19 protein-coding genes are annotated in these 20,785 nt (G+C 42.0%); 11 read left to right on the top strand and 8 right to left on the bottom strand.

Going from position 1 to position 20,785, the window contains the following annotated elements:
• Positions 1–283: 283 nt before the first annotated feature.
• Positions 284–535 carry a hypothetical protein gene (locus FTU46_RS12680; protein WP_180105120.1) on the top strand — a complete coding sequence of 84 codons (252 nt, stop codon included), beginning with the start codon at positions 284–286 and terminating at the stop codon, positions 533–535.
• An 18-nt stretch (positions 536–553) separates the two neighbouring features.
• A complete protein-coding gene (locus FTU46_RS12675) occupies positions 554–736 on the top strand; it encodes a hypothetical protein (protein WP_180105119.1) in 183 nt (60 codons plus the stop codon).
• 70 nt (positions 737–806) lie between these two features.
• Here the strand turns inward: FTU46_RS12675 and FTU46_RS12670 are convergent, their stop codons facing one another.
• The gene (locus FTU46_RS12670; protein WP_180105118.1) at positions 807–3,221 is read right to left on the bottom strand and encodes a membrane-bound PQQ-dependent dehydrogenase, glucose/quinate/shikimate family; all 2,415 of its coding nucleotides are present in this window, start codon (positions 3,219–3,221) and stop codon (positions 807–809) included.
• A gap of 372 nt (positions 3,222–3,593) precedes the next feature.
• Complete coding sequence (locus FTU46_RS12665; RefSeq protein WP_005236496.1) at positions 3,594–4,373, bottom strand: ferredoxin--NADP reductase; 780 nt, start codon at positions 4,371–4,373, stop codon at positions 3,594–3,596.
• Between the two features lie 105 nt (positions 4,374–4,478).
• On the opposite strand from FTU46_RS12665, the gene tsaA reads away from it, so the two are divergent.
• Positions 4,479–5,198, top strand: coding sequence for a tRNA (N6-threonylcarbamoyladenosine(37)-N6)-methyltransferase TrmO (tsaA, locus tag FTU46_RS12660; protein WP_180105117.1), 720 nt, complete (start codon positions 4,479–4,481; stop codon positions 5,196–5,198).
• A 53-nt stretch (positions 5,199–5,251) separates the two neighbouring features.
• Here the strand turns inward: tsaA and FTU46_RS12655 are convergent, their stop codons facing one another.
• Positions 5,252–6,304, bottom strand: a complete 1,053-nt coding sequence (locus FTU46_RS12655; RefSeq protein WP_180105116.1) for a hypothetical protein — start codon at positions 6,302–6,304, stop codon at positions 5,252–5,254.
• 129 nt (positions 6,305–6,433) lie between these two features.
• On the bottom strand, positions 6,434–7,699 hold the full coding sequence (locus tag FTU46_RS12650; RefSeq protein ID WP_180105115.1) for an MgtC/SapB family protein: 1,266 nt from the start codon (positions 7,697–7,699) through the stop codon (positions 6,434–6,436).
• A gap of 213 nt (positions 7,700–7,912) precedes the next feature.
• Here FTU46_RS12650 and FTU46_RS12645 point away from each other — a divergent pair, with 213 nt between their 5' ends.
• From FTU46_RS12645 to FTU46_RS12630, 4 genes are all read left to right on the top strand, one after another.
• Entirely contained in the window at positions 7,913–9,670 is a 1,758-nt protein-coding gene (locus FTU46_RS12645) for a GspE/PulE family protein (protein WP_180033818.1), read from the top strand.
• A 95-nt stretch (positions 9,671–9,765) separates the two neighbouring features.
• Positions 9,766–10,131 (top strand): NirD/YgiW/YdeI family stress tolerance protein, encoded by a 366-nt coding sequence (locus tag FTU46_RS12640; protein WP_034170733.1) that lies wholly within the window; start codon positions 9,766–9,768, stop codon positions 10,129–10,131.
• A 136-nt stretch (positions 10,132–10,267) separates the two neighbouring features.
• Positions 10,268–10,939, top strand: a complete 672-nt coding sequence (locus FTU46_RS12635; protein ID WP_034703721.1) for a response regulator transcription factor — start codon at positions 10,268–10,270, stop codon at positions 10,937–10,939.
• Entirely contained in the window at positions 10,936–12,261 is a 1,326-nt protein-coding gene (locus FTU46_RS12630) for a HAMP domain-containing sensor histidine kinase (protein WP_180105114.1), read from the top strand. Before FTU46_RS12635 ends, FTU46_RS12630 begins: the two co-directional genes overlap by 4 nt.
• Before the next feature lie 86 nt (positions 12,262–12,347).
• Here the strand turns inward: FTU46_RS12630 and hemP are convergent, their stop codons facing one another.
• Entirely contained in the window at positions 12,348–12,518 is a 171-nt protein-coding gene (gene hemP / locus FTU46_RS12625; RefSeq protein WP_004784247.1) for a hemin uptake protein HemP, read from the bottom strand.
• Positions 12,519–12,656: 138 nt separating this feature from the next.
• On the opposite strand from hemP, the gene FTU46_RS12620 reads away from it, so the two are divergent.
• The gene (locus FTU46_RS12620) at positions 12,657–13,556 is read left to right on the top strand and encodes an NUDIX domain-containing protein (protein WP_179993307.1); all 900 of its coding nucleotides are present in this window, start codon (positions 12,657–12,659) and stop codon (positions 13,554–13,556) included.
• A 41-nt stretch (positions 13,557–13,597) separates the two neighbouring features.
• Here FTU46_RS12620 and FTU46_RS12615 read toward each other — a convergent pair whose 3' ends face one another.
• Both FTU46_RS12615 and mrcB read right to left on the bottom strand, forming a co-directional pair.
• Positions 13,598–14,146, bottom strand: coding sequence for a tetratricopeptide repeat protein (locus FTU46_RS12615; RefSeq protein ID WP_125279080.1), 549 nt, complete (start codon positions 14,144–14,146; stop codon positions 13,598–13,600).
• Positions 14,147–14,160: 14 nt separating this feature from the next.
• Positions 14,161–16,551: a penicillin-binding protein 1B gene (gene mrcB / locus FTU46_RS12610; protein WP_180105113.1), complete on the bottom strand. Its 2,391-nt coding sequence runs from the start codon at positions 16,549–16,551 to the stop codon at positions 14,161–14,163.
• Positions 16,552–16,742: 191 nt separating this feature from the next.
• On the opposite strand from mrcB, the gene FTU46_RS12605 reads away from it, so the two are divergent.
• Entirely contained in the window at positions 16,743–17,681 is a 939-nt protein-coding gene (locus FTU46_RS12605; protein ID WP_125279078.1) for an NAD(+) kinase, read from the top strand.
• Positions 17,682–17,683: 2 nt separating this feature from the next.
• The gene (locus FTU46_RS12600; protein WP_004784238.1) at positions 17,684–17,956 is read left to right on the top strand and encodes a YeaC family protein; all 273 of its coding nucleotides are present in this window, start codon (positions 17,684–17,686) and stop codon (positions 17,954–17,956) included.
• A 59-nt stretch (positions 17,957–18,015) separates the two neighbouring features.
• Here FTU46_RS12600 and FTU46_RS12595 read toward each other — a convergent pair whose 3' ends face one another.
• Positions 18,016–19,017 (bottom strand): glycosyl transferase family protein, encoded by a 1,002-nt coding sequence (locus FTU46_RS12595; RefSeq protein WP_166136025.1) that lies wholly within the window; start codon positions 19,015–19,017, stop codon positions 18,016–18,018.
• Positions 19,018–19,431: 414 nt separating this feature from the next.
• On the opposite strand from FTU46_RS12595, the gene FTU46_RS12590 reads away from it, so the two are divergent.
• Positions 19,432–20,775, top strand: coding sequence for a dicarboxylate/amino acid:cation symporter (locus FTU46_RS12590; RefSeq protein WP_005236469.1), 1,344 nt, complete (start codon positions 19,432–19,434; stop codon positions 20,773–20,775).
• Positions 20,776–20,785 lie beyond the last annotated feature (10 nt).

The raw sequence follows: 20,785 nt of genomic DNA, 5'->3' as shown, positions 1-20,785 counted from the left end.
ATAATTCAAGTGAATTTGTTTGAAAGAAGAACTTTAAAAGCTTTATTTTCACCCGATAAAATACCCATAAAACAAGAGGAAGCTCATTTGAGCTTCCTCTTGTGAAAAATTGTGGGACAGCAATGGCTGATCAGGCAGCTTTTTTATTAGCCATAAGTCTAAAAAATAGATGAAAAATAAAGCTTTACAAATGCGATAAATTTAGGAAGAATCATGCGCGAAATTTAGAAAAGATTCATATAACTAAACAATTTAAATTTTTTAGTGTTTTTGAGGGGGAGCAATGAGCTTCATAAAACTATTTTCACTTTCAACTATTGTACTGATGACTGGCTGTAATTCTATGGTCGTCACTTATGATGCATCTGGTCAGGTGATTGGATCATGTAAAGCTACACGTGGTCTGCTTTCAACTGCTAGTGCTCATTGTAATGGATCAGGCAATGCAATTGGCGTGAACTACAATACGGTGGATGCCAAGACAGGTTTATTGCCAGTACCACCAAGTCAAAATCAGATTCATTTAGCACCATAAATCTTAGAGGGGAATATTATGAAATTATCAGCACTTATTGCATTAGCAGCGACTATTGTACTAACTGGTTGTGCATCAACAGTGACTACATTTGACTCACATGGCCGTATGATCGGTTCATGCAAAGCAGAAAGCGGTTTTATTATCGGTGGTGGTGCAGGCTGTTCTGGTTCTGCAAACCAGGAAGGTGCAAATCGTTAATGTGATTTTGATTCACTTTATATAAAAAACCGAAGCCTAAGCTTCGGTTTTTTCTTTATCCATTAAAAAATTATTTTTGGTCGGGTAAAGCAAAGGCAATGATATAGTCGCCAACATCTTTAGAATGGCTTGCACCACCTGCAGAGATGACAACATACTGTTTGCCAGTTTTTGGAGATTTATAAATCAGCGGTGCAGCAACAGCAGCAACAGGAAGCTCAGCTTTCCACACTTCTTTACCAGTTTTTGAATCCAACGCACGTAGGTAATAATCCTGAGTACCTGCGAAGAACACCAGACCAGAAGCAGTTGAAGTAGGACCACCGAGTGTTGGCATACCTAAAGGAATTGGCATATGGGTTTTAACACCTAATGGCCCCAATTCTTTGGCCGTACCCATTGGTACTTCCCAAACGACTTTTTTAGATTTCAAGTCGATGGCAGTCATGGTACCAAATGGAGGTTTGTTACAAGGCACACCCAGTTTAGACTGCATGATGTCAATTTTCACACCCGCATAAGGACCAGCCAATTGTGGACGTACTGTACCCATGAATCCTGGTACTTCGTCAGTTGAGATATGGTATTTACCCATATCTTCTTTACGAACCAATGACATACGAAGTGGCATACGCATATCGTTGACATACATCATACCAGTCGATTCATCAATGGAGATACCGCCCCAGTTGAAGCCACCGAGCAGGCTAGGCCATTCGATATATGGTTTTTCACCAGGTGCAGTATATAAACCGTTGTAGACAGAGTCTTTAAAGTCTATACGACAAGCCAGTTGGTCAAAGGTTGAGATGCCCCACATATCCTGTTCAGTCAATGTCGCATTACCAATTTGTGGCATGCCAACAGAGAATGGTTGGGTAGGAGAAAGTTTTTCACCTTCAGCACCATTGGTGTCGACTGGACGTTCTTCAACTTTAGTGACTGGTTTACCAGTACGGCGGTCAAGAACGAAGATTTGACCCATTTTGGTAGTTTGAATCAACGCAGGCACTTTTTTGCCATGATCATCAGTCATGTCGTAAAGCACAGGTTGTGACGGCAAGTCATAATCCCAGACATCATGGTGAACAGTTTGATAAGACCAAACAGTTTTACCAGTCAAAGCATTTACCGCAACAATGGCAGAGCCAAATTTTTCTTTGGCTCCGTTACGGTCGCCGCCCCAGTAGTCAGGAGGACCATTACCTGTAGGCAAGTAAACCAGATTCAGGTCTTTGTCATAAGTCGGGATGGTCCACATGTTTGGTGTTTCTAAAGTAAAGCCTTTGCCATCTTTAGGTTCACCAACCAGTTCAGGATTACCGACATCCCAAGCCCAAGCCAATTGACCAGTACGAACGTCATAAGCACGGACAACACCAGAAGGTTCACCATGCACAATATCACGTACCCAACCGCCTAATACAGCGACATGACCCGCAATCAGTGGGGTCGAGGTTGGGTGATAACGTTTACTTTGTTCAGTTGGGCCCATGTCATGCAAGACATCGACTTGACCATTCACACCAAACTCAGGACATAAAGCACCTGTTTTGGCGTTCAAAGCAATTAAACGGCCATCAACAGTAGAAGTCAGGATACGTTGTGGACAAGCTTTAATACCCGGTGCTTGTAAGTCTGCTGCAGTTAAAGATTTGTCTTTAGTTGCATCATAGTAACCAACACCACGGCAAGTGATATGCTCTGCAGTTTTTGCATGTGGATCATATTTCCAAAGTGCTTTACCACTGTCACCATCAATTGCTGAAATGATGTTAGTCGGTGTACATGAATATAAAGTACTACCAATTTGAATTGGTGTATTTTCATCGACACCCGCAGAAGTATCACGACCAGTGTGATAAGTCCAAGCCACTTTCAGATCTTTGACATTTTCAGGGGTAATGTCAGTGTACGGCGCAAAGCGGGTACCGTTACCATTACGACCGAAATATTCCCAGTTGTCCGGGTTTTCTGCATTAGGTTTAGCCAGAGCAGGGTCTTGTACGATATCAACAGGATTGAGGATTTTGCCGTGCGGGAAGAAAGCAGCAATCAGGGCTGCGACACAGGCAAAGAAACCGGCAAAGCCAACAAGATTGGCAGCTTTGATTTTTGCAGCATTGAGTGCTGGCAGGCTTTTGCTTGCCCACATGCTGAGGACAAACAGAATAGTTGGAACCACCAGACGTGGAATATATTGCCAGAAGCTCAAACCTTGAACTTCAGCAATTGCCCAAAGGATGGTTGCAATAAAAGTAATAATAGAAAGCCAGAAACCAAGGGCTTTTTTCATCGCATAGAAAATGGCGATTGCAACATAGGCAATCCCTGCAATGAGATAATAACTTGTACCACCGAGGCTGAGTAATTTAGCGCCTTGAATGATCAAGTACAGCGCAACAAGTAAAGTCAGTACGACTACAAAATATCGATAGACTTTAGACCCTGTACGCTCGATAGAGGAGGGTTGTTCAGTGCTCATACCTTGCCTATAAAAAACGGCTTGGTTGCATAAACGGTGAAACAGGAGAATGGGATCCAAACGGATCGAATTTAAAGTTTACAGAGTTTATGTAACTAAGTCTTTAGCGAGGATAAATCCTCAGGAGAAATCAATTACAGTTACATATTCTAACATTTAAGAAGGAATTTTTGACTAAAAAATATAATGTGAGTATTGATATTTATCATTTATTTTATTGTTTTAAACAATTGTGTTTTTCTAAGTGTCCTAATTATAAGAAATTTTAAGTCAAGAATAGCTTGGGTTAATTCTTTTAAATTAAGACTTATGGAATATAAAAAACGCATGCTTAAAGCATGCGTTTTAGGATTGCAAAAGAATTTTTGCAGTTTATTTTTCAACGAATGCACGTTCAATTACGTAATCGCCCAGAACCCCCATACGTGGAGATTCTTTCAGACCATGTTGATCCAGAAGCGCAGCAACGTCGTCCAGGAATGCAGGAGAACCACAAAGCATTGCACGGTCAGTTTCAGGGTTGAAACGTGGCAGACCGATTTTCTCGAATAATTGACCAGATTCAATCGCAGTGGTTACACGACCTTGAGTATGGAACTCTTCACGAGTAACAGTTGGGTAATACACTAATTTTTCTTTAGCGCCCAATTCACCGAAGAATTCATGGTTTGGAATTTCATTCAAAATCAAATCTTGATAAGCCAGTTCTGAAATGAAACGTGTACCGTGAACGACGATGATTTTTTCGAAACGTTCATAAGTTTCTGGATCACGAATCACAGAAAGGAATGGTGCAAGGCCAGTACCCGAAGAAAGCAGGTACAGGTTTTTACCTGGGTTTAAATCATCAAGAACCAGCGTACCTGTAGGTTTTTTAGAAACCAGGATTTCGTCGCCAACTTTAACTTTTTGTAGAATAGAAGTAAGAGGACCATCTGGCACTTTAATAGAGAAAAACTCTAGCTCTTCTTCATAGTTTGCACTTGCGATTGAATACGCACGCATTAAAGGCTTGCCATTGACCTCAAGGCCGATCATCACAAACTGACCGTTTTTAAAACGTAATGCAGTGTCACGAGTCGTTTTAAAAGAGAATAAAGTGTCATTCCAATGGTGGACGTGAGTAATCTTTTCGACGTTAAAAGCAGCCATTAAAGGTCTCAATAAGTTATCAAATTAGAACAGGTTGCTATTCTAATCTAAATTCATTCTCTATAAACTGAATATATTTAATTGAGCTTATCAAAAAAAGTGATTATGACCGAACTCACTCTGCCGATTATTGGCTATATGCATTCTCCCTATAAAGAAAAGTTTGGCATCCCGCGTCAGCCTAATTTGGTACAGGTTGAAAGCTATATTGAAATGACCGGTCCATATAATGATTTACTCGCATTTGAAGGCATCGAAGAGTTTAGTCATCTCTGGTTAGTCTGGCAGTTTCATGATAATAAAAATCAGCAGAGCCAGCAATTTCGTCCGCAGGTTCGTCCACCCCGTTTAGGTGGTAACAAGAAAATAGGTGTATTTGCTACACGTAGTATGTACCGTCCTGCACCCATTGGTTTATCAGTCGTGAAATTAAATCGTATCGAAAAAGTCGGTAAAAATGTCCGGGTTTATGTCACAGGAAGTGACCTGTTAGATGGAACGCCGATTATAGACATTAAACCCTATATTCAGTATTCAGATGCCGTGATTGAGGCACAAAGTGGTTATGCACAGGATGAGCCACAACGTAAATCGGTAATTTGGACAGAAGAGGCGGAGCAGCAAAAACAGCAGTTCATGAGTAAGGGAAAAGTTTCTCCACAAATACTGCAAGAACTCGAAAAAGTTCTCTCTTTGGATCCGAGACCTGCTTATCAGGATGATGAGGAACGGGTTTATGGAATGAAGTTTGCGGATTTAGATGTGAGGTTTTTGGTAAGAGAGTTATCTGTTTATATATCAGAAATAGAATATACTGAATTGTGATTGAAGAAACTAAGATAAGCGTATCTTATATACGCTTATCTCTAGTCATATTTTTACTTCAATTTACGATATTTATCAATTTCTTGACTAGCAGTAGAGTTGAAAACAGTACATTCTTTTTGTAAAGATTGAATATATAACTCTTGTTCTAAAATATCCTCTGCATCTGTAAGGTTGTCAGACTTAAGTTCTTTTAAAATTTGTCTTTCAATTTCAATTTCTTTATTTAAAGAGTAATAGGTACCTGATTTATTGTATTCACCCATTCGATATTTATTATCAACTTGCACAAGGGCACTAACATATTCATTTGGGTAAATTGAATTCGAGATGAAAGCGTTATATCCACCTAAGTTTATAGTTTTATATCCGTCAGAGAATATGTCTGGGAAACTATCAAAAGTATCGTATGGATTTTGATACATCATAATGAAGTCTTTGCTCGAAGATAAACTTAATCCTCTTAAGCATTTTGAGCCACTTGGAAATGTCTTGCCTTTAAGTTTTGAAAGATAGAGTTGTCCGAAATCCCCATAATTATTTAGCTTGGGTTCGGAAGAGACTAGATACAGATGAGTGTCTATGTATTCAATCAATGGTTTACCAGATAGATCGACTAACTCATATTTTTCAGTTAATTGAAGGCCTGTATGTCCAATTTTAGAGGATGGAATATAAGTTTTCTCAGTCACCGAGTTTTTTAGAAGTGATCCAATTTTATAGCCTAATTCAGGATCTTTATTTAACTCTAATTCGTACAGACCTTCATTGGTTAAGTAATCACCAAAAATATACAGTTCATTTATATCAAGATTTTCCATATCTTTTAGGTTGCTTAAATAGTCTACACGGACATACTGCGTATCTCCTTTACTCGTAAAAGTGAGTTTGTCGAATAAATAATCGGAGCCAGTAAAATATGAAGGAGAATAGGCAGACCATTCGGAATCATTTGTTGTAGTATTTCCAGTTCCAGTTCCAGTTCCAGTTCCAGTTCCAGTTCCAGTTCCAGTTCCAGGGTTTGAATCAGAAGAAGAGGAGCCCCCACCACAAGCACTTAGCATGAATGCACTAAAAACTGCGAGTGATAAATTCTTAAATTTCATAAAAATCCCTATAAAAAATCGTAGTAATAAAATTGTTTTTTAAAATAAAGCAGACTAATTATAGCGAATAAATATCAAAATTAAATTTGCAAAATATATAAAAATTAACTATTTAAATATACTTAACAATCAAAATGTCATCCACCACAAAATACCAATCAACACCGCCATATGCAAAATCTGTACTGGCGCAAAGTACAGGGAAAATTTGAAACCACCTGTTACAGCAGCATTGACTGACTTGGCTACAGCATGTGCGCCCAGCCCTAAAAGCAGGGCATAGATCAGCCGGGTATTGGATGGATCTCCTTGAATGACCACACTGGCCATTGCGGCATGAATTTCAAATAAGGACGCAAATAAAGTACCCGCCAGAAGACCAGCATTGCCCAGTAATATTTCCAATCCATAAACGCCAGCCTGAATCAGGGTTAATGCGGCAGCGATAATCACAGCTTCCTTGAGACTAAACATTTTACTGTCAGAAGATTCCGGAGACTCCTGATTTTTGGCTGGTTCGGCTTTATGTAATAATATAAATGCACATGCAGCCAGAATAACCATAGCGACCAACGACGGTAGAAGAAGAATTTTTAGCCAATCCCAGGAAACGCCTCCCACTACAATAAATAATAGAACCAGTGTCGAAATGCATGACATCAGGGCAGCGCCAGCATTGGATTTTGCATCCATTTCACCTTTGCGCACCTGTATCCCCAGTTGAGCAATAGTTGCGGTACTGGAAACAAAACCTGAAGCAATTGAAGACAGCATCAAAGCATTTTTAGTTGAAAAGAAACGTTTAGCGATATGTGCCAAAGCTTGAACTACCAGTATTAGAGTTACTAATTTTAAAATCAGATAAGGGTTCAGCACTTCACCCCATAAAGGCTGGTCAGGGGTTAGCGGTAAACCAATCAGAATCAAGGCTAATAATAGTAATCCATCCCTAAATTCAGCCTCAGTAATCCACTGTCCGGCAATATTATGCATAGAGTGTTTGGCCATTAAAATTATCGTGATCAGAACTGCTAGCCCTGCAGCCAGAGGAATATTCCATAAACAAATCGCCCCTATGAAATAGGTCATGATAAAGGCCAATTCAGTGGTAATTCCCGGATCTTCTATCTGGTTTCGGATAGAAAAAATGACGATGCCGCCAATAATGAGTGCACCGGCCAGACCCATTGCCATTCCGAATAAAAAGCACAATGCGCCTAATAAAGCACAGATCGCAAAAGAGCGTAGCCCGGCAAAACTGGCCTGTTCTTCACGCTGTTTGTGCCGTTCACGTTCCAGTCCGATTAGCAAACCACATCCTAAGGCAGCAGTCAGTATAGTAAGCAACTCATGAAAGGAACTACTTTCACTTAAGGGAACCACGCTTAAATCCATACCTGGCCTCAGCGATTGAATAAAATATCCTGATTGAAATATAGGCGAAAAATTGATACATCGACAAGCAGAAAAAGGTTATGAACTCAAACCCAAGTGATGTGCTTAATGTTCATGAAAGATAAACCCGCTTTCTAGTTTGAGAAGTCGCGATGGAATGCGAAAAACAGGAAAAACTTGTTATAGTGGAGGCAGTTTTGGGGACCATCAATCATGAAATTCGATTTTGAAATTGATACAGGCTGGTGTTTGGATCAGCTTTTAAAAGACGGAAAAATAACTGAACGTGACCGGATGCGAGTTCAGACCACACATCGTCAGCGTGAACAAATAAAATGGCATCCCTTGCAATGGATCGCGCACTTTAGTCTGGTTGATCAGTCCCATCCTCAAAGTACTTTGACACTCAACCGCTTATGCCAGTGGCTGGCAGAAAAAACCGGTTTAATGTTCTATATTATCGATCCGCTCAAAGCTGATGTGCAGGCCTTGACCAATGTTATGTCACAGGAATATGCATTGCGTAACCGTATTCTGGCAGTAGAAATTCAACCAGATAAAGTTCTGATTGCTACAGATCAGCCTTATAAAACTGAATGGGTCTCAAACCTCGAACAGAATATTGCACCAAAAAAAATTGAACGGGTATTGCTCAATCCGGAACAGCTCCAGCGTTATATTGTTGAATATTATCAGGTGAGTCGTGCAGTCAGTGGCTCACAAAAATCATCTGCTTATGACCGGGAAAATAAAGGCGTAGAAGCCTTACTGCAACTGGGTGATTCACAGAATCCGGATGCCAATGACCAGCATATCGTGAAACTGGTAGACTGGGTGCTGCAATTTGCCTTTGAGCAGGGTGCCAGTGATATTCATATGGAACCGCGCAAAGACACCGGCAAGATCCGTTTCCGGATTGATGGAGTATTGCATACCATCTATAACATGCCAGCCAATACCTTGACCGCAGTCATTTCCCGAATCAAGATTCTGGGCCGGATGAATGTGGCAGAAAAACGTAAACCACAGGATGGTCGTTTAAAAACTCGGACTCCAAAAGGGCAGGAAACTGAACTGCGTTTATCGACCTTACCTACCGCATTTGGTGAAAAGCTGGTAATGCGTATCTTTGACCCAGAAGTTCTGGTCAGAAGTTTTCAGCAGCTCGGTTTCGAAGGGCATCTGCTCAATGACTGGAATAATCTGACCAGCCATAGTCACGGTATTATTTTGGTCACCGGACCGACCGGTTCTGGTAAAACCACCACACTGTATTCCACTTTAAAGCAGCTTGCGACTGAGCAGGTGAATGTCTGCACGATTGAAGATCCGATCGAGATGCTGGAACCAAGCTTTAACCAGATGCAGGTCAATAACGGAATTGAACTGGGCTTTGCAGATGGTGTACGTGCACTGATGCGTCAGGATCCTGACATTATTATGGTCGGCGAGATTCGTGACCAAGATACGGCCAATATGGCGATTCAGGCAGCATTAACCGGTCACTTGGTACTTTCTACCTTGCATACCAATGATGCGCCGTCGAGTCTGACCCGTTTGCATGATCTGGGCGTACAACCATTTTTAACAGCAGCGACTATCCTGGGGGTTCTGGCCCAACGTCTGGTGCGTAAGCTATGCCCACACTGCAAGCAGGAGAGTTTTCTGGATGAGCAGGAATGGCAACATCTGGCAGTGGACTATCCTTTACCACGTCCGGAATTTGTTTTTAAAGCAGTCGGTTGTGAAGAGTGTCGCCATACCGGTTATAAAGGCCGAATCGGGATTTATGAGTTTATGCCGCTTAGCCTGACCACCAAGCAATTGATCGGAGCGGATGCTAACCTGAATCAGTTACGTCAGCAGGCAAAAAAAGAAGGGGTAGAACCTTTACGGATTGCCGGTGCTCGCAAGATTCTGGAAGGGGTCACCACGCTTGAAGAGGTTTTAAGAGTTGTGCCATTAAATTAATTCTAAAGATGAAGCGATCTTAAGATTCAATTCATCTTCGGCTGTTTTAATAGCATTATCGAAACAGGGCAAGACTTTAAAAAGAGGTAACTGCAATGAAAATGATGATGAATACTGTTTTAGCAGCAGCATTAATGGGTTCAATTGGGACTGTCGCAGTTGCGAGTAGTGAAACTGCGGTGAATCAGGCTGCATTTGCTAAAACGACTACAGTTAAGCAAGCATTGACCATGAAAGATGACAGCAAGGTTCAGCTGAAAGGTTATGTGGTAAAAGCTGTCGGTGATGAAAAATACCAGTTCCGCGATAATACTGGCACCATTACTGTCGAAATTGATGATGAACTTTGGCAGGGTAAACCTGTATCAGCTAAAACACCTGTGGTAATCATTGGTGAAGTAGACATTGACTATAAACCTGCGAAACGTGTTGAAATTGATGTCGACCAAGTTCAGTTCTAATTCCAGCATGATTTCCTGAACTGAATCTGAAGACAGCAACAAAAAACCACATGCAAGTTACCAAAAAGCATGTGGTTTTTTTGAGTCTGGAACTTTTTCAAGGCATGATAGAAAGATAAAATAAGCGGAGCATAACATGCGTATTCTTTTGGCAGAGGATGATGAATCTCAGGCGGAAAGTATTCAAACTTGGCTGGAAATGGACGGTTATGTAATTGATCGGGTTGATCGTGGGGATCATGCCATTCTGGCGATTGAACAGCATCAGTATGACTGTATTTTGCTGGATCGTGGCCTGCCGAATGCAACTGGAGATGACATTCTTAAAAGCTTGCGCAATAAACAGAAAGATACGCCCGTTATATTTATCACCGCCAAGGACAGTATTCATGATCGGGTTGCAGGACTCGATCTGGGGGCCAATGATTATCTGGTAAAACCTTTCAGTCTGGAAGAACTTTCCGCTCGCGTACGTGCCCAGCTCAGACAAAAACAGCAAACGCCAAATCATATCCTGGAATGGCAGGATCTTAGTCTGGATACTCAGGCCAAGACCGTAATGAAGGCGGGACAGAGCATTAATCTGACTGCAAAAGAATTCCAGATTTTATATAAGCTGATGCAAAAACCAGAACATATCATTACCCGGGAGCAGCTGGAGGAATCACTCTATGCCTGGGGAGATGAAATCGAAAGCAATGCGATTGAAGTCTTTATTTATCAGCTACGTAAAAAAATTGGCAGTCAGATGATTAAAACCATTCGTGGCTTGGGCTACCGGATGCATAAACCCGAGGCCTCCATATGAAGGCACCCATTTCCCTGCAAAGTCGGCTGATTCAACATGCCATGTTCAGTTCCATACTGGCAGGATTTCTGGCGTGGCTGCTGTTATTGGGAATTTCCAGCTATCAGGCGATTGATCTGCATGATGACCTGATGGAGGAAATTTCAGAGTTACTTCTGGGAGATGTTAACCAGGCCAAAAATACGCAGGTTGATGAAATCAGTGAGCAGTTTGATATTCAATATGCCTTACTACTGAATCAGCAGGTACTGACCACTTCAATTGATGATGAACTGATTAATGAGATACCACTTGCACAGAAAAATGGATTTCACTTTGATTATGAAAATGGTCATTTTATTCGCATCCTGATTGCTGAAGATCAAGACTTGAAAGTGAAAGTGGTACAACCGCTTTCGGTACGCTTTGATGAGCTTTGGCAAACGACTTTAGGTTTCGCCGGGATTTTATTTATCCTATGGATATTACAGTGGCTGATTTTACGTTTTGCCATTAAGCGGCAATTAAGACCTTTAAATAAAATTTCCCGAGAAATCGGTTCTAAATCTGCACAGGATCTCACTCCGGTTCAAAGTCCTGATCCTGAGATTACTGAATTGCAACCGATTATCCGTCAGCTGAATGCCATGTTGAGCAGGCTGGGAAAGTCATTGGCTGCCGAGCAACGTTTTACTGCCGATGCTTCACATGAGTTGCGTTCCCCATTGTCTGCCATTCAAATGCGTTTACAGGTGCTGAAACGTAAATATCAGGAAGATGCTCAACTTAGGCAAGCGTTACAGATGATTCAGAATGACGTCAACCGCGGAACGCAGATTCTGGAAAACTTACTGCTATTGGCTCGGCTTGATCCAGAACATGCAGAGCAGTTGCCCAAACAGCAGGTGAATCTTAAAGTATTGGTTCAGGAGGTCTTACAAGCTTTACAACCTTTTGCTCAGGAAAAAGAGATCCACTGGAACTTAAAACTTGAAGATGCAGTGATTGAAGCAAATGCAGAGCTGATTTTTAGCTGTATCCGCAATCTGGTTGATAATGCCATTCGTTACACGCCGATGCAGGGACAGGTCGAAATCAGGACGATAGTTGAAGGTCAGAATCTACAACTTATGATTGAAAATTCGGGAGAGGGAATTCAGGAAGAAGTTGTTCAACGTTTAGGTGAGCGTTTTTACCGCGCCTTGGGCACGCGAACACAAGGTTCAGGTTTGGGATTGTCGATTTGTCAAAAGATTATGCAGTTACATACGGCCAAGATTGATTATGCGCCGTCAGTTTTGGGTGGGCTTAAAGTTTCATTAATTTTTCAATCTGAAGAATAAAGATATTAGATATAGCAATTAAAAAAAGCAGTATGCGCTGATTCATACTGCCTGTTCCCACGTTTATTATTTTTGGAGTATTTAAATTACTTAGTCAGGATGAGACGATTGTTACGAGTCAAACGTAGACGGTATTCTTCACCCGCATGCATGATCCGGATTTCTCGTCCTAGCGCAAATAAATTGTTCGAATGCAACATCGGTAGCGCATGCTGAGTATCATTATTGCGGGTAAATAGGCTAAATGGTGCGTTCATTCCGTCGACTCCGTGGTGTGTTTTGGATTGATTTAAATGATAATCATTATCGAATAGATCTGTCAACGAATAATTGCTGCATTTATAAAAAACTCTAATTTGCTTACAATCTGTAAAACTTCAATAGTTCAGAACATTATGTCTAAAACCACAATTCATGTCGCAATCGCTATTTTATTTCATCAAACTCAGGTTCTGGTCGGTTGGCGTGAAGCTAAACAGCATCAGGGCAATAAATATGAGTTTCCAGGCGGAAAAGTAGAACAGGGCGAATTGCCTATAGAGGCATGTCGACGTGAAGTGATTGAAGAAGTCGGAATTGACATCGAACAATGGCAGGCTTTTGATTTTATTTCGCATGAATATGAAGATGTCATCGTCAATCTGCATATTTTCCATGCTTCGGTTCAGCCAGAACAATTAGCTGGAATCAAGCAGCCTTGGCGCTGGTATAGCCGGGATGAACTCAGTGAACTAAATTTTCCTAAAGCCAATCAGGCCATGATTCAAAAGCTGCAATGGCCGAGAAAGATCAAAATTTCTGAAGACTTGAGTCACCTGAATAATCTGGAAACAGACCAGATGCTGTATTGGCGAGTAATGGCCAGCCCTGAACACATTAGCCAGTTACAGCAGATTCCAGTCGATCAGTTATCCAGATTGATCATTAATCAGGAACTTTGGTCACAATTGAATGAATTGCAGCAGCAAACCATTCGTACGCTTCACCTGAAACAGTCTCAATTGATGCAACTGCAAAAAGGGGAGTTAGCTGGTGGCTATCGTTATCTTGCAGCCTGTCACGATCTGGAAGCATTAAAACATGCAGAAAACATAGGCTGTGAAGCAGCTTTACTCAGCCCGGTACTGGCAACAGAAACACATCCTGATACCGCAGCTTTAGGCTGGGAAAAATTTAAACAGATGGCTGAACAGGTACAGATTCCTGTATTTGCCTTAGGCGGTATAAAAGCTGAAGATCTAGACCATGCTCAAAACCAGCATGCTTATGGGATTGCAGGGATCCGTTATGTTTAAGTCAGAAACTTATTATAAATAACCGGGCTCACGCCAGGGCCTTAAAATTTCTTTAAGGCCTGCTGAGCTTGCTGAATGGCTTTGGTGTTTTTTTGCAGTTGAGCTGCTTTCAGGCGCACCTGCCAGAGCTGCTTTTTCATTGCATTGGTCTGCGCATAGCTCAAACCACGTAAGGCGAAAGCATCTGCACGGGCCGGCTGGTTTTTACGGTTTGCGATCAAGCCAAGATACAGATAAGTTTCTGAAGCTTGGGGCGCCAAACGCTGAGCTTGTACTGCAGAAGTTTCAGCTTGATTATATTGCTGCTTGCTATAGGCCTGCTGAGTTTGCTGCATCAATTTTTTAAATGCAGGTAAGTTACGTCCATCATCAAACTTTTGTGCCTGAGGCTTTTGCTCAGGGATCACAATCTTCTGACGTTTAATCTCCGGTCGATCATAGGGCGTAATCACTACACCATCAGGTGTAGAGGATTTTGGTTTCTGCTGAACCGGAGGTTTAGTAGGAGCCGCAGGCTGTTCTGGCTCCGACATGCTTTGGCAGCCCACCAGACCGAGGATGAGCAGACCAGGAATCAATTTTCTTAACATAAACATAGACTCAATTATTGGCTATAACTTCCACTCGCGATAATACGGGTTTGTTTAGCAACTTCGCGTTCTATTTCTGTTTCACTTTCTTGTATATAACGACTGAGATCATCATCTTCCTCATCTTCTGGTGAAGGTTCTGAATCAATCGTATAAGGTTCAGTGGCGTAATGCGAGATGCCACAAGCAGTTGCCTGATTAGGCAAGGCATGACGTGAAATCGGAATATACATGGCACCATCACAGCCTTGGGCAGTCAGTTTACCTGTATAACGGTCCAGCCAGTGCCATTCAATTTCATTAGGCTGAGCCAGATTCACCGGCTTCTGACGCAGCTGTTTCATGACATTGGTCCAGACCGGAAGTGCACCTGAAGAACCGGTTAATCCAGTGACTTTGTTGTCATCCAGACCTAACCAGACCACTGTCATATAGTTGCCAGAATAACCTGCAAACCATGAATCACGGGTATCGTTTGTCGTACCCGATTTACCCGCCAGATTCAGGTTGCGTGGCAAACTGTTATAGGCAGAACGACCAGTACCACTCGACATGACCTGTTGTAAACCATAATTCAGAGCATAGGCTGATGCTGGATCAATCGTCGGCTGAACACTTAAGCTGTAACGTTCAAGCGAGCGGCCATTAGCATCAACTACTGAACGAATCGATTTCACCGGATATTTAAAGCCACCTGTTGCGAAGTTACCGTAAATATTCATCACTTCCATCGGTGACATGTCTACTGCACCTAAATAAATAGATGGATAAGAAGGAATGTCAGAAGTCACACCGAATTTTTGCAGATGGTTAATAAAGGTCGACAGGCCAAATTCCTGTGCCAAACGTACCGCAGACAGGTTATAGGATTGTGACAGGGCAAGAGACATCGGTACTACACCATGTGCGCTACCACTATAGTTTTTCGGTGTCCAGGGTTTGCCATCACTTTGAATGGTGATCTGACTGTCTTCAATTGGACTGGCCCAGTGATAACGATTCGATTCTAGCGCTGTCAGATAAATCACCGGTTTGAGTAATGAACCCACCTGACGCTTGGCATCTAAAGCACGGTTAAAACCGGTAAAGTCCTGGGTAGAACCTACCGCTGCAACCAGTTCGCCATTTTCAGGGTGTGCGACCAGAACAGCACCTTGCAAATCTTTTAGACGACCTGGATTGCCTTTACTTAAACGGGCTACACTTTCCTTAAAGCTGTCCTGAATTCGGGTTTGTGCCAATGGATCTAAGGTTGTGAAAATACGCAGACCCTGGTTGGTTAAATCAGTTTCCTGATATTCGGTACGCAACTGACGGCGAACGATATCCAGAAAATCCGGGAAGCGAGCAGGGCCTAAAGTTGGCTTGGAAATCACGTTCAGCGGACGGGCAGTTTCTGTTTCATACTGATCTTGGGTCAGATTACCCATTACCAGCATATTATTTAGAACCACATCACGACGTTTTTTCGCAAGTTCAGGATTACGCCATGGGTTATACAGGCTTGGACCTTGTACCAGACCGACTAAAAAGGCCTGTTGAGAAATATTCAGTTCACGTAACGGCAAGCCAAAATAAAATTGTGAAGCCAGACCATAACCATTTATGGAATAGTTGCCATTTTGGCCCAGATTCACTTCATTTAAATAGGCTTCCAGAATCTCATCTTTGCCATAATGCAATTCAATCAGCATTGCCATAAAGGCTTCATTCACCTTACGTTTTAAGGTGCGTTCTGGTGTTAAGTAGAAATTCTTGACCAGCTGCTGGGTGAGGGTTGAACCACCTTGACGTTTACCACCAGTAATATTACTTACCACTGCACGTGCAATCCCGCGTGGAGATACACCATGGTGATTGTAGAAATTACGGTCTTCAGTGGCAATTAACGCATCAATTAACGGTTTAGGCACTTTATTGAGCTTAATCAGCACACGGTCTTCATTATGCTGTGGATAAATACCACCAATCAATAAAGGTTCCAGACGGGCAATCCCGCTAGAAGAGGGTTTGGTCGCACTTACTTCAGCAATCTGATCGCCATCAAAGCTGACTTTCAATACCTGTTCAGGTTCAACGCGATCGCCAAAATCAAAGCCACGGGTATGCACATACATGGTATTGCCAGTGCTGACAAAGCTGCCCGATTTGGTATAGCTGTCTGAACCTTTATAACCCAGTAATTTTAATTCTTGTTGGAAATCCTGCTGGCTGACCGGGGCATTTACATACACTTCCATCGGGCGTGCGAAAACCTTGGCCGGAATATCCCAGCGTTGACCTTCAAATTTTTCACGCACAATATTATCTAATTTAATCAAATAGATACTAAATGCTACAAATGCAGAAATGACTAGAATGGAGAAGATTAAGGCAATGAACCCCATACCTCGTTCAGATTTCATAAATGACGATAAGACCCTGTGAAATTGTGCTAATCATGCGAAGCTTTTCATTATTTTGCAATATTTAATCAATTATTGAGATTAAAATTAAAATTAAACTTCACATTTTCTCCTTAATTTCAATCTATTTCAATTCAATCCTGCACAGCTTTGTCATGTTATAAATTGTCATCCTATTCAAGCTTAATGTTATGATAAGCAGGATTCGAAGCGGAGCGACGACACTGGTGCAAATTTCCCACAAGACATTTCGAAATATCGGGTTGATTGGACGCCCGGATAAATCTTCAGTGGTTGAAACCTTATGCCTGATCCACGATCATCTGCTCAATTTAGGTCTACATCCTGTTTTTGATGCAGATACAGCTGAACTGGTTCCTTATCAGAATACCCAAACAGTTAGCCGCGCCTTGTTGGGCGAAGTGGTTGATCTAGTCATTGTGGTAGGTGGGGATGGTTCACTGTTACATGCAGCGCGGGCATTGGTAAAATACAATACGCCAGTGATCGGGGTGAACCGTGGTCGTTTGGGCTTCCTGACAGATATCAAGCCAACTGAAGTCATCTTTAAACTGGATCAGGTATTAAAAGGTGATTTTCAGGCAGAACGCCGTTTCTTGCTGGAAATGGAAGTTCGCTCCAAAGGTGAAATCATCTATGATGCGATTGCCCTGAATGATGTGGTCTTGCACTCCGGTAAATCGGTGCATATGATCGATTTCGAGCTGAATATTGATGGACAATATGTCTATCGCCAGCATAGTGATGGTCTGATTGTATCTACACCGACCGGTTCAACAGCCTATGCGCTTTCCGGTGGTGGGCCGATTGTGCATCCAAGTATGGATGCAATTGTGCTGGTGCCGATGCATCCGCATACCTTGTCTTCACGTCCGATTGTGGTCGGAGGGCATAGTGAAATTAAACTGATGATTCGTGAAAATCGCGTACTGCCGATGGTGAGTGCGGATGGACAACACAGTGTGTCTTTGAATGTTGGCGATAGCGTCCATATTCGTAAGCATCCCTTTAAACTGAATCTTCTGCATCCGCCAGGTTATGACTTCTATAATGCATGTCGAACCAAACTGGGCTGGAATCAGGACTTCGACTATCTTAAGCAGGATTAAATATGAATATTGAACAAATGCTTGCCGTACTCAATCCTGAGATTGTAGAACGCTTAAGAACAGCCATTGAAATTGGCAAGTGGCCAAATGGTGTAGCACTGACTCAGGAGCAGCGTCAGACCTGTATGCAGGCTGTCTATGCCTGGGAAATGAAAAACCTGCCAGAAACCGAACGTAGCGGTTATATCGATCGTGGCACTAAAGAAGAAGGCGAACAATGTGATGATGATCATCACAAAAATGAGCCGGAATTTAAACCGATCCGTTTCGTTTAATCGAAACCGAAAAAAAGACCACAGATGTGGTCTTTTTTAATGTCTGTTTTTTGGTTTGATCAAACTGAAAGACGGCTATTCCAGAGTTCTCTGGCTTTTTGCATCGCCGCTTCATAGCTGTCATATTCGCCCATGGTATACAGTGCAATGCCCATAGTTTCAACCACTGCGATTTCCCCATATTCATGTGAGCGTTGACCTTCCCATACTTGCTTAAACACAGCTAGATCCAGCTCTTCTTCAATCGGACTACGGTTGTCAGTCAGTTTTGGTAATTCGTGCTCATAAAGTTCGCCATTCTTAATTCCACAGATTAAAGTTTTGGCATCCGGGTTACGTTCGAACTCACCACCTTCACCTTTAATGACTGCACTATTTTGATAGCCTAACTTATAAGCGGACTGCTGATGTGAACTACGATAAGCAGGGTGGAAAATAGCTTGTAAAGTCGCTTTGGCATTAAATGGATTAATCAGGCGTGCCAGCGTATGAATCGGAGAGCGTAAGCCCATGACATTACGTAGCCCGATCAACTCAGCCAGAATTGGAGAGATCACCTCCAATGGCAGGTAAGCAAAATGTTTGTCTTTAAGCTGCTGTTCCACCTCAACATCATTTTGGCAGATCGGATAGCCTAAGTAGTTAAGTACCTGTTCGGTATAGACCCGATTCAAGGTATGACCTGAAGCACCATGCATCACGATATTATAGCCATGCTTAGCAAGGGTAAGCGCAGCCAGAATGAACCAAGGATAATGTTTGCGTTTACCTGCATAAGATGACCAGTCCAGATCAACATCAAGCGCCTTAAAATTCAGTTGGTCCCGGGTCGCTTGCACAAAGCCTGCGAGTTCATCAACGGATTCTTCTTTGACGCGTAATAGCATCAGAAAAGCGCCCAGTTGTACGTCCAGTACTTCATTTTTCAGGATCATGCTAAAAGCCTGATAGGCTTCTTCATAGCTTAAAGAACGTGCACCATTTTTTCCCTTGCCAATAATACGAATAAACTGGGCAAAAGGATGTTCGGCATCTTTATAAATATTTCGCTTTGTGGTCATGGGCATAGATCAATCATGTTCATCAAGTATTGGCATATTTTACGCTGATATTGGTATTTCACCTTCTTATTTTGCAGAATTATTAGAGTTTTATAAGACTATAGTCTAAGAGGTATTGTTTAGTATTTAGGCAAATTTAACATTTCGGGTTAAACAAAAGTCTAAAAAGCGGTTAAAATTTCACGCAATTCTTGTGTTTGCTTTATCTCCTGATCAATGCACTGACTTTTCTTAAAGATCGGTGTTCCTGTGATTGTTAAATGTACATACACATTCTAATTTCAGTATCAGATTAATTTTTTGATACATAGGCACTTTTTTGTTTCAGACAATGAAGTATTGGACGCTTGTTTTTTAAAAATAAGTGAAAACTGAATATTGCTTCTGGTTAGAAGTATATCGTGAAGTAAGGTTATGGCTAAAAAACCAATTTATAAGTCGCTTTATTTTCAAGTGATTGTAGCCATTATTGCGGGTATCCTCGTCGGACATTTCTCGCCAAGTGGTACACAAATCATTAATGGTGCAGAACAATATGTTCCAGGTCTGGGCGAACAACTGAAGCCGCTGGGTGATGCATTTATCCGTTTAATTAAAATGATCATCGCACCTGTGATTTTCTGTACCGTGGTTAGCGGTATCGCAGGTATGGAGAGCATGAAATCAGTCGGTAAAACTGGTGGTGTCGCTCTACTTTACTTCGAAATCGTATCAACAATGGCGCTGATCATTGGTCTTCTGGTGATTAATATTGCCAAGCCAGGCGTTGGGATGAATGTTGATCCGGCATCGCTGGACACGGCCGGGATTTCTAAATATGTAGAGTCGGGTGCTTCTCAGTCTACCGTTGATTTCTTTATGAATATCATTCCAAATACGGTGGTTGGTGCATTTGCTGAAGGTGAAATCCTGCAAGTCCTTTTATTTGCGATCCTGTTCGGTTTTGCATTACACAAACTGGGTGCACAAGGTAAGCCAGTTCTTAAACTGGTAGATCAGATTTCACATGTGTTCTTTAACATCGTGAACATGATCATGAAACTTGCACCTATTGGTGCGTTCGGTGCGATGGCTTTCACGATCGGTAAATATGGGATCGGTTCTCTGGCGCAATTGGCCCAGTTGATCATCTGTTTCTATATCACCTGTTTGCTGTTTATCTTTATTGTGCTGGGTTCAATTGCACGCTTTACCGGCTTTAGCATTGTAAAGATGATTCGCCTGATTCGTGAAGAGCTGTTGATTGTACTCGGTACTTCATCGTCTGAATCTGTATTGCCACGTATGCTGAAAAAACTGGAGCTGGCAGGTGCTGAAAAGTCAGTGGTGGGTCTGGTCATTCCAACAGGTTATTCGTTTAACCTGGATGGTACTTCGATTTACCTGACAATGGCGGCAATCTTCATTGCACAGGCGACCAATACGCAACTTGATTTGTCTCACCAGATTACCTTGCTTCTCGTATTGCTCATTTCTTCTAAAGGTGCAGCGGGTGTAACTGGTTCAGGCTTTATCGTGATGGCAGCAACCTTAGCGGCTGTAGGTAATATTCCGGTTGCAGGTCTGGCCTTGATTCTCGGTATTGATCGCTTCATGTCTGAAGCCCGTGCCTTGACCAATCTGGTCGGTAACTCTTTGGCAACTCTGGTTGTAGCAAAATGGGTCGGTCAGTTAGATATGGACAAGCTGAACTATGCATTAGCAAATCCGGCTGAAATTGATGAAAAAATGGCGCAAGAAGGCAACAATGCTCATTAAGTTTGAGTTT

It is taken from the genome of Acinetobacter sp. YH12108, from assembly GCF_013419055.1.
Taxonomy (GTDB): Bacteria; Pseudomonadota; Gammaproteobacteria; order Pseudomonadales; family Moraxellaceae; genus Acinetobacter.
This window is presented reverse-complemented; position numbering and strand designations above follow the sequence as displayed.

Excerpts from the sequence above, each read along its gene's own strand:
- FTU46_RS12655 (WP_180105116.1), bottom strand. The coding sequence starts at position 6,304 with ATGAAATTTAAGAATTTATCACTCGCAGTTTTTAGTGCATTCATGCTA.
- FTU46_RS12630 (WP_180105114.1), top strand. The coding sequence starts at position 10,936 with ATGAAGGCACCCATTTCCCTGCAAAGTCGGCTGATTCAACATGCCATG.
- hemP (WP_004784247.1), bottom strand. The coding sequence starts at position 12,518 with ATGAACGCACCATTTAGCCTATTTACCCGCAATAATGATACTCAGCAT.
- FTU46_RS12670 (WP_180105118.1), bottom strand. The coding sequence starts at position 3,221 with ATGAGCACTGAACAACCCTCCTCTATCGAGCGTACAGGGTCTAAAGTC.
- mrcB (WP_180105113.1), bottom strand. The coding sequence starts at position 16,551 with ATGAAATCTGAACGAGGTATGGGGTTCATTGCCTTAATCTTCTCCATT.
- FTU46_RS12665 (WP_005236496.1), bottom strand. The coding sequence starts at position 4,373 with ATGGCTGCTTTTAACGTCGAAAAGATTACTCACGTCCACCATTGGAAT.
- FTU46_RS12590 (WP_005236469.1), top strand. The coding sequence starts at position 19,432 with ATGGCTAAAAAACCAATTTATAAGTCGCTTTATTTTCAAGTGATTGTA.
- FTU46_RS12620 (WP_179993307.1), top strand. The coding sequence starts at position 12,657 with ATGTCTAAAACCACAATTCATGTCGCAATCGCTATTTTATTTCATCAA.
- FTU46_RS12640 (WP_034170733.1), top strand. The coding sequence starts at position 9,766 with ATGAAAATGATGATGAATACTGTTTTAGCAGCAGCATTAATGGGTTCA.
- FTU46_RS12600 (WP_004784238.1), top strand. The coding sequence starts at position 17,684 with ATGAATATTGAACAAATGCTTGCCGTACTCAATCCTGAGATTGTAGAA.
- FTU46_RS12635 (WP_034703721.1), top strand. The coding sequence starts at position 10,268 with ATGCGTATTCTTTTGGCAGAGGATGATGAATCTCAGGCGGAAAGTATT.
- FTU46_RS12645 (WP_180033818.1), top strand. The coding sequence starts at position 7,913 with ATGAAATTCGATTTTGAAATTGATACAGGCTGGTGTTTGGATCAGCTT.
- FTU46_RS12675 (WP_180105119.1), top strand. The coding sequence starts at position 554 with ATGAAATTATCAGCACTTATTGCATTAGCAGCGACTATTGTACTAACT.
- FTU46_RS12615 (WP_125279080.1), bottom strand. The coding sequence starts at position 14,146 with ATGTTAAGAAAATTGATTCCTGGTCTGCTCATCCTCGGTCTGGTGGGC.
- FTU46_RS12595 (WP_166136025.1), bottom strand. The coding sequence starts at position 19,017 with ATGACCACAAAGCGAAATATTTATAAAGATGCCGAACATCCTTTTGCC.
- FTU46_RS12680 (WP_180105120.1), top strand. The coding sequence starts at position 284 with ATGAGCTTCATAAAACTATTTTCACTTTCAACTATTGTACTGATGACT.
- tsaA (WP_180105117.1), top strand. The coding sequence starts at position 4,479 with ATGACCGAACTCACTCTGCCGATTATTGGCTATATGCATTCTCCCTAT.
- FTU46_RS12650 (WP_180105115.1), bottom strand. The coding sequence starts at position 7,699 with ATGGATTTAAGCGTGGTTCCCTTAAGTGAAAGTAGTTCCTTTCATGAG.
- FTU46_RS12605 (WP_125279078.1), top strand. The coding sequence starts at position 16,743 with ATGATAAGCAGGATTCGAAGCGGAGCGACGACACTGGTGCAAATTTCC.